The 14,594-nt window shown below is 65.8% G+C and carries 12 protein-coding genes and 1 pseudogene; 7 read left to right on the top strand and 6 right to left on the bottom strand.

From position 1 onward, the window contains the following. Positions 1 to 21: 21 nt before the first annotated feature. The 3 genes and pseudogenes from guaA to ACLP9N_RS24435 form a co-directional block, all read right to left on the bottom strand. Positions 22 to 1,605: a glutamine-hydrolyzing GMP synthase gene (guaA, locus tag ACLP9N_RS24445; protein WP_442409799.1), complete on the bottom strand. Its 1,584-nt coding sequence runs from the start codon at positions 1,603 to 1,605 to the stop codon at positions 22 to 24. Between the two features lie 696 nt (positions 1,606 to 2,301). Then, positions 2,302 to 2,820: pseudogene (locus ACLP9N_RS24440) on the bottom strand (PPE family protein); the annotation flags it as partial. Positions 2,821 to 3,260: 440 nt separating this feature from the next. Further along, positions 3,261 to 3,836, bottom strand: coding sequence for a TetR/AcrR family transcriptional regulator (locus ACLP9N_RS24435; RefSeq protein ID WP_442409798.1), 576 nt, complete (start codon positions 3,834 to 3,836; stop codon positions 3,261 to 3,263). Between the two features lie 89 nt (positions 3,837 to 3,925). Between ACLP9N_RS24435 and ACLP9N_RS24430 the strand changes: the two genes are divergently transcribed. Continuing rightward, entirely contained in the window at positions 3,926 to 5,041 is a 1,116-nt protein-coding gene (locus ACLP9N_RS24430; protein WP_442409797.1) for a cytochrome P450, read from the top strand. Positions 5,042 to 5,066: 25 nt separating this feature from the next. Here ACLP9N_RS24430 and ACLP9N_RS24425 read toward each other — a convergent pair whose 3' ends face one another. Beyond that, positions 5,067 to 5,711: a winged helix-turn-helix transcriptional regulator gene (locus tag ACLP9N_RS24425; RefSeq protein ID WP_442409796.1), complete on the bottom strand. Its 645-nt coding sequence runs from the start codon at positions 5,709 to 5,711 to the stop codon at positions 5,067 to 5,069. A gap of 77 nt (positions 5,712 to 5,788) precedes the next feature. Here ACLP9N_RS24425 and ACLP9N_RS24420 point away from each other — a divergent pair, with 77 nt between their 5' ends. The 6 genes from ACLP9N_RS24420 (at position 5,789) to ACLP9N_RS24395 (ending at position 13,258) form a co-directional block, all read left to right on the top strand. Beyond that, the gene (locus ACLP9N_RS24420; protein WP_442409795.1) at positions 5,789 to 7,309 is read left to right on the top strand and encodes an MFS transporter; all 1,521 of its coding nucleotides are present in this window, start codon (positions 5,789 to 5,791) and stop codon (positions 7,307 to 7,309) included. Further along, on the top strand, positions 7,306 to 8,394 hold the full coding sequence (locus tag ACLP9N_RS24415; protein ID WP_442409794.1) for an NmrA family NAD(P)-binding protein: 1,089 nt from the start codon (positions 7,306 to 7,308) through the stop codon (positions 8,392 to 8,394). The genes ACLP9N_RS24420 and ACLP9N_RS24415 overlap by 4 nt, the downstream gene beginning before the upstream one ends. Beyond that, positions 8,391 to 9,245 (top strand): class I SAM-dependent methyltransferase, encoded by an 855-nt coding sequence (locus ACLP9N_RS24410; protein WP_442409793.1) that lies wholly within the window; start codon positions 8,391 to 8,393, stop codon positions 9,243 to 9,245. Before ACLP9N_RS24415 ends, ACLP9N_RS24410 begins: the two co-directional genes overlap by 4 nt. Further along, positions 9,224 to 10,063 (top strand): class I SAM-dependent methyltransferase, encoded by an 840-nt coding sequence (locus ACLP9N_RS24405; RefSeq protein ID WP_442409792.1) that lies wholly within the window; start codon positions 9,224 to 9,226, stop codon positions 10,061 to 10,063. The genes ACLP9N_RS24410 and ACLP9N_RS24405 overlap by 22 nt, the downstream gene beginning before the upstream one ends. A 76-nt stretch (positions 10,064 to 10,139) precedes the next feature. Beyond that, positions 10,140 to 10,889, top strand: coding sequence for a beta-phosphoglucomutase family hydrolase (locus ACLP9N_RS24400; protein ID WP_442409791.1), 750 nt, complete (start codon positions 10,140 to 10,142; stop codon positions 10,887 to 10,889). Then, a complete protein-coding gene (locus tag ACLP9N_RS24395; RefSeq protein ID WP_442409790.1) occupies positions 10,886 to 13,258 on the top strand; it encodes a glycoside hydrolase family 65 protein in 2,373 nt (790 codons plus the stop codon). The genes ACLP9N_RS24400 and ACLP9N_RS24395 overlap by 4 nt, the downstream gene beginning before the upstream one ends. Here the strand turns inward: ACLP9N_RS24395 and ACLP9N_RS24390 are convergent. Both ACLP9N_RS24390 and ACLP9N_RS24385 read right to left on the bottom strand, forming a co-directional pair. Continuing rightward, positions 13,251 to 13,889 (bottom strand): C39 family peptidase, encoded by a 639-nt coding sequence (locus tag ACLP9N_RS24390; RefSeq protein ID WP_442409789.1) that lies wholly within the window; start codon positions 13,887 to 13,889, stop codon positions 13,251 to 13,253. The genes ACLP9N_RS24395 and ACLP9N_RS24390 overlap by 8 nt on opposite strands. An 82-nt stretch (positions 13,890 to 13,971) precedes the next feature. Next, positions 13,972 to 14,538: a TetR/AcrR family transcriptional regulator gene (locus tag ACLP9N_RS24385; protein ID WP_442409788.1), complete on the bottom strand. Its 567-nt coding sequence runs from the start codon at positions 14,536 to 14,538 to the stop codon at positions 13,972 to 13,974. Positions 14,539 to 14,594 lie beyond the last annotated feature (56 nt).

The raw sequence follows: 14,594 nt of genomic DNA, 5'->3' as shown, positions 1-14,594 counted from the left end.
GGGCCCAGTTCGGGTGCCGGACTACTCCCACTCGATCGTGCCGGGCGGTTTGCTGGTGATGTCCAGCACCACCCGGTTCACCTCGGGCACCTCGTTGGTGATGCGGGTCGAGATGCGTTCCAACACCTCGTAGGGCACCCGGGTCCAGTCGGCGGTCATGGCGTCCTCACTGGACACCGGCCGGAGCACGATCGGGTGCCCGTAGGTGCGGTTGTCGCCCTGCACGCCGACCGAGCGGACATCGCCGAGCAGCACCACCGGACACTGCCAGATCTGGTTGTCCAGGCCCGCCGCGGTCAGCTCCTCACGCGCGATCGAGTCGGCGCGCCGCAGGGTCTCCAACCGCGCAGCGGTGACCTCGCCGACGATCCGGATGCCCAGGCCGGGACCCGGAAATGGCTGGCGCGCAACGATTTCCTCCGGCAGCCCCAACTCCCGCCCAACGGCGCGCACCTCGTCCTTGAACAGCAGCCGCAGCGGCTCGACGAGTTTGAACTTCAGTTCGCCGGGCAGACCGCCGACGTTGTGGTGGCTCTTGATGTTCGCGGTACCGCTGCCCCCGCCGGACTCCACCACGTCCGGATACAGCGTGCCCTGCACCAGAAACTCAATGTTTTTTCCAGGTTCATTGCCTCCTAACACATCTCGTACGGCGCCCTCGAACGCCCGGATGAACTGCCGGCCGATGATCTTGCGCTTGCCCTCGGGGTTGCTCACACCCGACAGCGCCTCGAGGAAGGTGTCCGCGGCGTCGACGGTGACCAGGTTGGCTCCGGTGGCCGCCACGAAATCGCGCTGCACCTGTGCGCGCTCACCCTCACGCAACAACCCGTGGTCGACGAACACACAGGTCAACCGGTCACCGATGGCGCGCTGAACCAGCGCGGCGGCGACCGCGGAGTCCACCCCGCCGGATAGTCCGCAGATCGCGTGGCCGTCGCCGATCTGCGCACGCACCTGCTCGACCAGCGCGTTGGCGATGTTAGCGGGAGTCCAGTCCGCGCCGAGCCCGGCGAAGTCGTGCAGAAACCGGCTGAGCACCTGTTGCCCGTGCGGGGTGTGCATCACCTCCGGGTGATACTGCACCCCGGCCAGCCGCCGACCGGAATCCTCGAAGGCGGCCACCGCTGCACCCGCGGTGCTGGCCACCACGTCGAATCCGTCCGGAGCGGCCGTGACCGCGTCGCCGTGACTCATCCAGACCGGCTGGACCTCGGGAAGTCCCGAATGCAGTTCGCCGCCAAGAACTTTCAGTTCGGTGCGGCCGTACTCGCTGGTACCGGTGTGCGCGACGGTGCCGCCGAGCGCCTGGGCCATGGCCTGAAACCCGTAGCAGATCCCGAACACCGGCACGCCGAGCTCGAACACCGCAGGATCGAGTTGCGGAGCCCCGTCGGCATAGACACTGGCCGGTCCTCCGGACAGCACGAGCGCCAGCGGATCACGGGACCTGATCTCCTCGACCGAGGCGGTGTGCGGGACAACCTCCGAATACACGCGTGCTTCTCGAACACGGCGAGCGATCAGCTGCGCATACTGCGCACCGAAATCGACCACTAACACCGGCCGCGGCGCCGCCGCTTCAGGATCACCAGGTTTCGCCACGCCGCAAGTTTAGTGGGCACCGCGTCATAGTCGGGCGCAATGCACCGGCCGCGGCTACATCGCCGGAGGCGGGGGTGGGGCCGTGACGACACCGCTGCCGCCGCCGAGGATCACGAGGTCTTCACCAGCCACCGACAGCGGAAGGGACTCGGCCCGGGCGGCCACTTCCAACCCCGTCCCGGTGTCGATAAGGCCCGCCTTGCCGACATCCTGAGCGGCCAGGCCGAAGCGACCCGAGCCAAACGCCGTGCCGGCCGCCGTGAAATCGCCGTCGGTCAGAGCCCCCGCATGGGACAACTGGATCCGGGTAGTGTTTTGGAAATTAGTCCAGTCGGCCCGGTCGGTTGCCACGATCTGTCCGAAAACCCCGCCACTAGTGGGGGGCGGCGAAATCGGCACCGCCTGCTGCAACACCGCGGCGGGCCCGCGCCCTATGACGGCACCGCCGCCACCGCCGAGGATCACCAGGTCTTGACCGGCCACCGATAGCGGGAAGGCCTCGACCCGGGCGGCCACTTCCAACCCCGTCCCGGTGTCGATAAGGCCCGCCTTGCCGACATCCTGAGCCGCCACGCCAAAGCGACTCGCATTGAAAGCCGCGCCTGCCGCCCCGAGATCGCTATTCGTCGAAGCTTTCGCATCAGCGATCTGGAACTTGGCGAACCTTTGCAGGTTAGTGAAGTCGGCCTTGTTCGTTTCCATTACCTGCTGCCACGGTGTCAGCTGGGCGACCACCGCCGACGCTGCGCCGTGATAACCCGCCAGCGCGGCGACATTCTGCGCCCACATCGCCTCGTACGTGCCCTCGGTGGCCGCAATCGCTGGAGCGTTGAAGCCCAACAGGTTCGACCTCACCAGCGATACCAACTGCGCGCGGTTGGCCGCCACCGCCATCGGATGCGCTACCGCCGCCTTGGCCGCCTCAAAGACTCCGGCAATGGCCTTGGCGTGCGCGGCCGCACCCACCGCCTGGGCCGCCGCCGTGCTCAGCCACTGCGCATACTGGGTGGCCACGGTGGCCATCGCCGCCGACGCCGCACCCCGCCAGGAACCGCTCACCAGGTCCGAGGTCACCGACGAAAACGACTCCGCCGCCGCACCCAGTTCGCTGCCCAACCCGTTCCAGCTGGCAGCGGCGGCCAGCATCGGCCCCGAGCCGGCACCGGAATACATCTGCGCCGAAGTCACTTCCGGCGGCAACACCGCAAAACTCATCACAACCGTCCCTTCTTCAGCTGGGCCTGACCTTGCCTAGACGCAACCAATTCCCGCCGCTCGAAACGGCTGGACGTGTGCACACACAGCGACATGAGCTCGACGACACCTGGCCCGGCGTGAATCTCCGCAACACGGACCACCACCCCAACGTCAAGTTGAGCTTGAGGTTATGACTTTTTGACTTTATGCCAGATGACCTCGGAAAATCCACGTTTTTTCAACAGGCCCTCGATGCGGCCCTACTTGCCGGCCCAGGTCCTGGTGTGCACCTTGCTCGCGAACCAGTCAGGCGAATCACATTCCCTCACGGCGCCACTGATGCAAACCCTGCGGGACTGGACTGCGCTCATGGCCCACGAAGCCCGACGCCTCGAAAGTGGATAAACAGATTGCACATGTGACGACATGCCTGCGCCTGCAACGAGAGTCGCCGAAGGCTAATGCGTCGCGGCGGCCTGGATTACGGCGTCAACAATTTGGCGGATTCGGTCGGCGGCTTGATCGGGGTTGGGTTGGCCGGCGTCGAGCCAGGCGATGACGGCGTCGATTGTCATGCTGGGCAATAGTCGTGCCGCCCAGCTACGCCATTGATCGTCGGCGATGCCCGCGAGGTGCCGTCGGGTGACCTCCGTCCCCCTGTCGATGAGGATGTCGATCATGTCGCGAAACTCGGGTTCGCGGGCGGCATATCGAAACAGCAGCCGGAAGGCGTCCGGATCCGCGGTGGCCGCGCGGATCAGTGCAGGGATGCTGGCGTCGTCGAAATCGTCTGCCCCCGTGGCTTCACCGAGCCGGGTATTAGCGGTCTCGAGGACTGCCCGGTAGAGGTCGGCCTTCGAAGCGAAGTGTCGGTAGAGGATCACCGGGGTAACACCGGCTTCCCCTGCGATGAGATCGAGGCTGGTGTTCGTAAACCCGCCGCGGGAGAATGCGCGGGTGGCGGCGGCGAGGATCTGTTCGCGCCGTTGAGCGCGGGGCATCCGCCGAGTCGGCTCGGATCGGACGGCCGTCATCTCAACCTCCTCTTGTCTAGGGGTTAGTGTACAAGTAATATTGTTTATCTTGTCTTATACAAGACTCGCTCTACTGCAAGGCAGGCGTGATGACATCCACCGAACTGCCGGTTCATCGGGTGCGCACTCCGGTGGGCCACGAGGCCTGGCTGGTCACGGACTACGCACAGGTGCGACGGCTGCTCGACGACGATCGACTCGGTCGTTCACATCCCGAACCCGATACGGCGGCGCGCACCGGGGAATCGGCGTTGTTCGGTGGGCCGCTGGGCAACTTCGACACCGAGGTGGCCGACCATGCCCGGTTGCGAACCCTGCTGCAGCCCCATTTCTCGCCCAAACATCTGCGGGCACTGGCGCCAAGAGTCGATGCACTCACCACCGGAGTGCTGAACGAATTGGCCGCGCAGGGCCCTCCGGCCGATCTGCACGCACGATTGGCGATGCCGCTGCCGATTCTGGTGATCTGCGAGCTGCTCGGAGTCCCCTACCGCGACCGTGACCAGTTCCGCACATGGGCACAGGACGCCGGCAATGTGCGCGATCACGCCCGCTCCGAGCGCGGGCTGGCCGAGCTGTTCGGTTACGGCCGCGAGCTGGTCGGGCGTAAGCGGGCTCATCCCGGCCACGATGTGATATCGCGGCTGTGTGAAACCGACGGCGTCTCCGATGATGAGGCCGCGAGGATGTCCATGTTCTTGCTGTTCGCCGGACACGAGACCACAGTGGTCCAGATCGGGCTCGGGGCATTGCTGTTGCTGACGAACCGCGATCAGTGGCGGGCACTCCTGGACAACCCCGCGCTGATCCCCAATGCCGTCGAGGAGCTGTTGCGTGCGGCGGCAACAGGAGGTGGCGTGGGCGGCATTCCGCGCTACGCGCGCTCAGATTTCGACATCGATGGTGTCGCCATCCACGCCGGGGACCTGGTACTGCTGGACATCGGGGCGGCCAACCACGACCCAGTGGTGTTCGCCGACCCGCAGTGTGTCGACGTCGCCCGCAAGGACGGCGCTCATCTTGCCTTCGGATACGGCGCACGCTATTGCATTGGGGCACCTTTGGCCCGGATCGAGCTGAAAACGGTTTTCGCCCAGCTCATTCCGCGATTTCCGACGATGCACCTGACGGTCGATCCCGCAACACTGCCGACACGTCGCGACGTGCTTGCCGGCGGGCTCGTCGAACTACCGGTTTCGTGGTGAGGCGGATCGATGTCCTGGTACACGCCTACAGCGAAAAGGCGGTGCGCAGCGCGTCGATGGCGTCCGGGTCGCCGTCGAAGCTGATGCGCCGCAGGGCCGCCTTGCGCTTGGCGTCGGTGGACCCGAGACGGGCGGTGACGAGATCCGCCGCGCTGGCGGACAGAGTCGCCGACGGTTCGCCGTGAGCGCCGGCCAGGCGGCCTTGTGTTACGGCGAACTCGAAACGGCGGCCATCGATCTCGACGCGGTACGTCGCCTCCAGACCTGCCGCGCTACCCGAGTTGAAGCCCAGCAGTATTCCGGCGAGGAACCCGTTCAACGGCGATACCGGACCGCTGTCGATCGGGTCAAGCCGATCCAGGCCAAACCACGCAATGGTCTGCAATACGGGCAGGACCCGCTGCCAGCCCAAGTCGCTGAGCGTGTAGACGGTCCGACCGATTGGAGCCGGTAGGTCGGCGCGATCGACCAGCCCAGCGTCTTGTAACTCTTTGAGTCGCTCAGCGAGCAGATTGGTTGCGATACCAGGCAGCTCGTCACGCAGATCGCCGTAGCGGCGAGGTCCGCCGACCAGTTCGCGCAGGATCAGCAGTGTCCACCGCTCCCCCAGCACATCGAGCCCGCGGGCGATGGGGCAGTTCTGGTTGTAATTCCGGCGGGTCGCCACCATGCCAGCGTATCAGAGTGCAGACATCTTTTTCCATTACGTACTTGATTCATTTGTCTTATCACTTTACTGTCTTGTTTATGCGTACGCTCCCCGTCTTCCGCAATCACCCGATCGCCGCGCTCGCCATCATCTGTCTTGGCGTCTTCGTCATCAGCGTCGACGCCACCATCGTCAACGTCGCGCTGCCCACGCTGTCGCGCGAACTCGGGGCCGACACCGCGCAGCTGCAATGGATCGTCGACGCGTACACCCTGGTCATGTCCGGGTTGCTGCTCTCGGCCGGCAGCCTCAGCGACCGCTACGGCAGGCGTGGTTCGCTCAGCTCCGGTCTGGCGCTGTTTGCGATCACGTCAGGCATTGCGGCACAAGCGAACTCCGCGGATCAGCTCATTGCGGCGCGGGCAGCCATGGGCGTGGGTGCCGCGGTGATCTTCCCGACCACCCTGGGATTGATCACCAACATCTTCACCGATCCGGTGCCGCGCGCCAAGGCGATCGGATTGTGGGCGGCCATGGTAGGTGTCGGGGTGGCCGTGGGACCGATCAGCGGCGGCTGGCTGCTCGGGCACTTCTGGTGGGGCTCGATCTTCATGGTGAACATCCCGATCGCGGCGCTGGCCATCATCGGCGGCATCTTGTTCGTTCCGACCTCGCGCGACCCTGCCGCGCCGCGCGTCGACGTCCCCGGCCTCATGCTGTCCGCGGCCGGAATCACGGCACTGGTCTACACCGTGATCGAGGCGCCCAGTTGGGGATGGACCAACACCCGGACTGCGACCGGCTTCGTCATCGCCGCAATCGTTCTCGCCGTGTTTGCGCTGTGGGAGCGCCACAGCACCCATCCCATGCTGGACGTCTCGGTGTTTTCCAACCGTCGGTTCTCCGGCGGCAGCCTGGCGGTGACCGCCGGCTTTCTGACCTTGTTCGGCTTCATCTTCGTCATCACCCAGTACTTCCAATTCATCAAGGACTACACCGCATTTGAGACCGGTGTGCGATTGCTTCCGGTTGCCGGATCGATCGCGCTGGCCAGCATCGCAGGCCCCCGGTTGGTCGAACGAATCGGCACCACCGCCGTGGTCGCCGCCGGCCTCATTGTGTTCGCCGCCGGCCTGGCGTGGGCCTCCACGGCGGACGCGGCCACGCCCTATAGCGAGATCGCCATGCAGATGCTGCTGCTCGGCGGCGGCCTCGGCCTGACGACAGCGCCGGCCACCGAGGCGATCATGGGATCGCTGTCCGCCGACAAGGCCGGGGTCGGCTCGGCCGTCAACGACACCACCCGTGAACTCGGCGGCACCCTCGGAGTCGCTATCGCCGGCAGCATTTTCGCCTCGGTGTACTCCGGGCATCTCGGCGCGTCCGCTACGTTGGCCGGACTACCGTCCGAAGCGATGCGTCACTCAATGGCCCTGGCGCACAGGGTGATCGAGCAGCTCCCCCCGCAACGGGCCAGCTCGGTCCGCGAAACCGTCAATCACGCATTCCTGCACGGCCTGCAGGTAAGCACGCTGGTATGTGCGGGCATCGCGCTGGGCGCGGCGATCGTCGTCGGCCGGTTATTGCCGGCCCGTCAAACCGAAAGGGAAATCAGATGAACCATCGCGTGTTGGTAACCGGTGCCACGGGCAGGATCGGCAGTGCAGTTGCCGCCCAGCTGCTGGAAAAGGGGGTTTCGACCAGAGCCATCGTGCATCGTGACGATGCCCGCAGCGCCCAATTGCGGGACTTGGGCGCTGATGTCGTCGTCGCTGATATGTTTGACGTCCAACAGGTTACGACCGCCCTGGACGGGGTGGACCGGCTATACTTCAACCCTCCGTACCATCCCCATGCGCTCGACAGCGCAGTCACCTTTGCCGTCGCCGCGCGGCGCAGCGGAGTGGAAGCGGTGGTGGCGCTCGGGCAGTGGCTGGCCAGCCCCGAGCATCCATCGCTGATGACCCGGCATGCCTGGCTGACCGACAAGTTGTTCGAGCTACTGCCGGACACCGCGCACGTCGCGGTTGATCCGGGGTACTTCGCCGACAACTATCTACAGCTGGTCCCGATGGCCGCCCAGCTGGGAGTGTTGCCGACGCCCACCGGGGCGGGCCGAAATGCGCCTCCCTCCAACGAAGACATCGCCCGGGTAGCGGTGGGTGCGCTACTTGACCCGCACCGTCATGACGGCCGCGCCTACCGCCCGACCGGACCGACGCTGCTGAGCGGAGCGGAGATCGCCGACGCGGTCGGTGAGGCGTTGGGCCGACGTGTGCGCCACATCGATATTCCGACGTGGATGTTCATGCGCGCAGTGCGCGTGAACGCCAAGCGACTCGGCGCCGACCTGTTTTTCGAGTCCAGCTTGCGCCACTACCTACCCGAGTACGCCCTGGGGACCTTTGAAGTGGGCGGCCCGACCACGCATGTCCGTGACGTAGCCGGTGTCGAACCCGAAGACTTCCTGGCGATCGCACGCCGCTACGTCACCGGCCCGGAATCCCGCCGTACCGCAGGCAATCTCATCCGCCAAATCTGGGAGTTCATGTTGACCGGACTCGTGCCGATGCACCGGCTGGACAAGTTCGACCAACTCCAACAGCATCCGCAGCCCGCGCATCCCCGGTTGTCGGGTCAGTCCGCAGTGTGGCGAAACGAGCACAACACACCAGCCGAGCCGGAAAGGGTAGGAACGCGATGAGTACGACATCACCCGCCGCAGAAAGCGGCAGCACCTATGTGCTGGGCCACACCGACGTGGAGGTTCAGCGGCTGCTCCTGCAAGGACGGCTGTATGACGATTACACCGAGCATGCGTTTCGGCTCGCCGGGTTGCAACAGGGCATGCGGGTGCTCGATGTCGGGAGCGGGCCCGGTGACGTGTCATTTGTCGCCGCTCGGCTAGTCGGCCCGACGGGAAGCGTTCTGGGTGTGGACGCCGCACCCGAAATGATCGAACTGGCTCGCGCCCGCGCCGCCGAACAAGGCTTGTCCACAGTGCATTTCGAGCGCGCTGCAATCGACGCGATCGCCTTGGACCAACCGGTCGATGCGGTGGTGGGCCGCTTAATCCTGATGCACTTGCCCGACCCGGCCGCCACGCTGCGGCGCCTCAGTTCCTTCGTGCGCCCCGGCGGCGTGATCGCGTTCTCCGAGAACGACATCACCGGGACGCACAGCATCCCGGACATGCCACTGTTCGGGCAGGTAACGGCTGGAATTGTCCGCGCCTTCGAGGCCATGGGGCTCAGTGCGCGGTTCGGCACCACCCTGCACACGATCTTTGCCGACGCCGGTTTGGGTACGCCACACCTGACCCTTGGCACGCCGATCGGCACCGCCGCCGACAGCGACATCCTGGCCTACGCCGCGGAAGTCTGGCGGCTGGTATCCCCGACAGCGCAACAGCTGGGCCTGGACACGGTCCTTGCGATCGACGAGCTTGCCGATATCGACAACTTCGTCTCGCTGTTCCGCGACGAGGCGCTTGCGGTCAATGCCCTCATCACGATGCCTCCAATGATCACCGCATGGACTCAGGTGCGCCCATGAACAACCAGCTGCAGAACCAATACTCGACGGGCCTGTCGCGCCGTAACATCGAGCAGGCTCTGCTAACCGCCGGCAAATACCTTGACCACCTGCAACCCGCCGACCTCGGCCTGCTGGAGGACTTCCACACCATGGGCCGCTACGCCACCGCCCAACTGGTGGACCTGGCCGGGATTACCAGCGAGAGTTCGGTGCTCGACGCGGGCAGCGGCATCGGCGGCACCGCCCGTTACGTGGCCGACCACTACGGCTGCACAGTTGCCGCCGTGGATCTGACCGACGAATACTGCGAAACCAACCGCTGGCTTAATGGACTCGTCGGCCTGGACGATCGGATATCGGTTCGTCAGGCCGACGTCACCGAACTTCCGTTTGCCGACGGCACTTTCGACGTCGCCATCAGCCAGCATGTTCAGATGAACGTGGCCGACAAGGCGCGCCTGTACTCCGAGGCACGTCGGGCACTGGCGGTGGGCGGACGGCTTGCCCTGTGGGACATTACGATTGGCGATCGCGGTGAAATCGACTATCCGCTGCCGTGGGCCGACGAACCCGCGCGCAGCCATCTGGCCGCCCCCGATGAGTTGCGCGCTGTGGTCGAGTCCGCCGGGTTCGCGGTCGAGCACTGGAATGACCTGACCGAGCAGGCGACCGCGCTCATGCACGCGCTGCTGGCCCAGCCGTCCAGCCCGTTGGGTCTGCAAGCATTCGTCCCCGACTTCGAGCGAAAAGTCGAAAACCTCACCCGTGCGCTCGCCGACGGGCGCCTGCGCACCATCCAAGGCATCGCACGAGCGGTCGACGGCGCAAGATCCTGAGTTCTCTGGCGGCTCACAGCTCGGCATGGTGGAGTGGAATCGCCAACTACTCCGATACCAGAGAATGAGGTGCACGGTGAGCTCAGGGCTGGGTTTGCCAGACAAGGTTCATGCCTGCCTGTTCGACCTCGACGGTGTGCTCACCGATACGGCGAGCGTGCACACCAAAGCATGGAAGGCCATGTTCGACGACTACCTCTCCCAACGGGCCGAGCGCACCGGTGACAAGTTCGTCCCGTTCGACCCGGGCGCGGACTACCGGAAATACGTGGACGGCAAGAAACGCGAAGACGGCGTGAGGTCGTTTCTGGACAGCCGCGGAATCGAACTGCCCGACGGCAATCCCGATGACCCCGGCGACGCTGAGACTATCTACGGCCTGGGCAACCGCAAGAACGACATGTTCCAGAAGGTGCTGGAGAAGGACGGTGTCGAGGTGTTCGACGGCTCGCGGCGCTATCTGGAGGCGGTCTCGGCCGCGGGTCTCGGTATCGCCGTGGTGTCGTCGAGCGCCAACACCCGCCAGATCCTCCAGATCACCGGGCTGGACCGGTTCGTCCAGCAGCGGGTGGACGGCATCACGCTGCGCGACGAGCACATCGCCGGCAAGCCGGCCCCCGACTCGTACCTGCGCGGGGCGCAGTTGCTCGATGTCGCCCCAGACGCGGCGGCCGTGTTCGAAGACGCGTTATCCGGCGTGGCGGCCGGTCATGCCGGTAACTTCGGTTTCGTGGTGGGCGTAGACAGGGTAGGCCAGGCCGAAGACTTGCGCCGCAACGGCGCCGACGTGGTGGTCACCGACCTCGCAGAATTGCTGCAGTCATGATCACCCAGGATGCGTTCCCCGTCGAACCGTGGCAGGTGCGCGAGACGCGGCTGGATCTGAACCTGATTGCCCAGTCGGAATCGCTGTTCGCCTTGTCCAACGGGCACATTGGGTTGCGCGGCAACCTCGACGAGGGCGAGCCGCACGGCCTGCCGGGCACCTACCTGAACTCCTTCTACGAAATCCGGCCACTGCCGTACGCCGAGGCCGGCTACGGCTACCCGGAGGCCGGCCAGACCGTCGTCGACGTCACCAACGGCAAGATCATTCGCCTGTTGGTCGGGGACGAGCCGTTCGATGTCCGGTACGGCAAACTGCTTTCCCACGAGCGCGTCCTCGACATGCGCGCCGGCACGCTGACCCGCCGCACCCACTGGAGTTCACCGTCGGGCAAGCAGGTCAAAGTGACGTCCACCCGGCTGGTGTCGCTGGCCCAACGCAGTGTCGCGGCCATCGAGTACTGCGTCGAGGCCGTCGAAGAATTCGTCCGCGTGACCGTGCAGTCCGAGCTCGTCACCAACGAGGACCAGCCCAAGACCTCGGGCGATCCGCGGGTGGCGGCCATCTTGGACAACCCGCTGGAAGCCGTCGACCACGAAAACACGGAAACCGGAGCACTTCTCATGCACCGGACCCGCAGCAGCGCGCTGATGGTGGCCGCCACGATGGACCACGAAATCGACGTGCCGGGCCGAGTGGAGTTCACCACCGACGCCCGCCCCGACCTGGCCCGTACCACGGTCATCTGCGGGCTGCGCCCGGGACAGACGCTGCGCATCGTCAAATACATCGCGTACGGCTGGTCGAGTCTTCGCTCCCGCCCGGCACTGCGCGACCAAGCCGCTGCGGCACTGCACAGCGCCCGCTACAGCGGGTGGCAAGCGCTGCTGGACTCGCAACGGAAGTACCTCGACGACTTCTGGGAGAACGCGGACGTCGAGGTCGAAGGCGACGCGGAATCTCAGCAAGCGGTGCGGTTCGGGCTCTTTCACCTGGTACAGGCCAGTGCACGCTCCGAAGGACGCGCGATCCCCAGCAAGGGACTCACCGGCACCGGCTACGACGGCCACGCCTTCTGGGACACCGAAGGGTTCGTGCTGCCGGTGCTGACCTACACCCTGCCGCATGCGGTGGCCGACGCGCTGCGGTGGCGGGCCTCGACGCTAGACCTCGCCAGGGAGCGGGCGGCCGAGCTGGGCCTCGACGGTGCCGCCTTCCCGTGGCGCACCATCCGTGGGCAGGAGTGCTCGGCCTACTGGCCGGCGGGTACGGCGGCCTGGCACATCAACGCCGACATCGCGATGGCCTTCGAGCGCTACCGCGTGGTGACCGGCGATCAGTCGCTCGAAAAGGACTGTGGCCTTACCGTGTTGATCGAGACCGCCCGGCTGTGGATGTCGCTCGGCCACCACGACCGCCACGGCGTCTGGCACCTCGACGGGGTCACCGGTCCCGACGAGTACACCGCGATAGTCCGCGACAACGTCTTCACCAACCTGATGGCGGCACACAACCTGGTCACCGCCGCCGATGCCTGCGTCCGCGATCCTGATGCGGCAGGACACCTGGGCGTGACCACCGAAGAAATGGCCTGCTGGCGCGACGCGGCCGCCGCGGTCAATATCCCTTACGACGAGGGGCTGGGTGTCCATCAGCAGTGCGAGGGCTTTACCACGTTCGCGGAGTGGGATTTCGAAACCAACGCCACCTATCCGCTGCTGATGCACGAGGCGTATGTGCGGCTTTATCCCGCGCAGGTGATCAAGCAGGCCGACCTGGTGCTGGCGATGCAGTGGCAGAGCCACGCGTTCACGCCCGACCAGAAGGCCCGCAACGTCGACTACTACGAGCGGCGCATGGTGCGCGACTCGTCGCTGTCGGCCTGCACGCAGGCGGTGATGTGCGCCGACGTCGGCCATCTGGAGCTCGCTCACGACTATGCCTACGAAGCCGGGCTGATCGACCTGCGCGACCTGCACAGCAACACCCGCGACGGGTTGCACATGGCCTCGCTCGCCGGCGCCTGGACCGCGCTGGTCGGGGGTTTCGGTGGGCTGCGCGACGACGAGGGCATCCTGTTCTTGGATCCCCAGCTGCCCGATGGCATTGCGCGGCTGCGCTTTCGGCTGCGCTGGCGCGGGTTCCGGCTCACCATCGACGCCAATCACTCCGACGTCACCTACACCCTGCGCGACGGTCCGGACGCGGAGCTGACCATCCGGCATGCCGGCGAAGACCTCACGCTGAACACGGATTCGCCGACGACCATTGCGGTGCAGCCGCGCAAGCCGCTGCTGCCGCCACCGCCCCAGCCACCCGGCCGCGAGCCCGTACACCGGCGGGCCCTGTCCCGAACGCCGGTTATTTAGTCGCGACGGCGAAGTTGTGGCTGGTCGCCCAGGACTTTTCGAAGGTGGCGATCGGAACCTGCTCGTCGCGGCCGGTGTTACTGCCGCTGTCGTTCAGGTGCACCACGCCGGCGTTGGCGTCGACGCCGGTGACCACCACGGAGTGGTCTTCCTGGCTGCGGTTTCCACGTTGGTTCCAAAGGATTTCGCTGTTGAGTCCGACGATCACCTTGCGCCCTTGTACCAGATCCTGTTCTAGCGCGCCGGTGGTGCTTTGGTCCGCGACGGCCCGGATGCCGTAGTGCGCCAGCAGAACCGGCAGGTCTTGATTATTGGTGGCGCCGCCGGGATTCCAAATCGATCCGGCGTGGGCGACGCTCGGCGTGCTTTCGGCAGTGGCGTTGATCTGCTGTTCGGCAGGCTCGCGGCCGGTTACCTGGCCGACCACATCGGCCACGGCCATCTCGGCGCAGTTGGAATCGTGCTGCCGGCGCCAGTATTGAGCGGCGGCAGCGGGGTCGCCGTACATTCCGCCGCCGTGAGCGACGTCGGAGGCGGGAGTGGCGTGCGCGGCGCCGGCGAATCCGCCCATCGACGCGGCAGCCACCGCACCCCACGCGCCCCACACGGCCACAATCCCTGCTATTCGCATGGCAAAAGGATCCGGGAGGGCCCTATCCCGATCCTTGGCGAATTCTTGGGGAATTCTTGCGCCGCAGGCAGCCCACCCTTTGTCAGTGCGGTTCGACGATGCGGGCCATCTCAGCACCGACGGCCTCGCGCAATTCGGCGTCCGTCAGCTCGTCGAGACCGGTCGACGCACGCAAGAAAGGCTCGAACAGCCGCCAACCAAATTGCAGCGCAGCGGCATTGGCGAGTGCCAGCCGCGCGCTGCGGTCGTCGGTGTGGCGCGGGCGGACTGCGTCCAGCAGCTCCCACATACCCGGAAACTGCGTCTGCAGCTGCCCCACCGGATACCCGTCGAGCAACGCGCGGGCGATGACCCGCATATGCCGGTCCATGGATCGCTGCAGCTGTTCGGGCGGCGCGTCGTTTCGCCGCAAGGTCGTCGAGGCCGTGCCCAGGTGATCGAGCACTGCACCGACCAACTGATCCTTGGTGCCGAAGTGCCGAAACACCAGCCCGTGGTTGACCTTCGAACGGGCGGCGATGTCGCGGATCGACGTCGCGGCCGGCCCGCGCTCGGCAAACAGGTCGGTGGCGGCCTCCAAGATCGCCGCCGCCACCTCTTCGCGCCCGGTGGGCATTTGTTTGCGGCTGGTTGCCGAATGTGTAGTCATGTGACTACAATAGCCGATAACGTAGTCGCTTGACTACACCTGACCTCTTCCAAAGG

It is taken from the genome of Mycobacterium sp. (assembly GCF_052144515.1).
Taxonomy (GTDB): domain Bacteria; phylum Actinomycetota; class Actinomycetes; order Mycobacteriales; family Mycobacteriaceae; genus Mycobacterium.
This window is presented reverse-complemented; position numbering and strand designations above follow the sequence as displayed.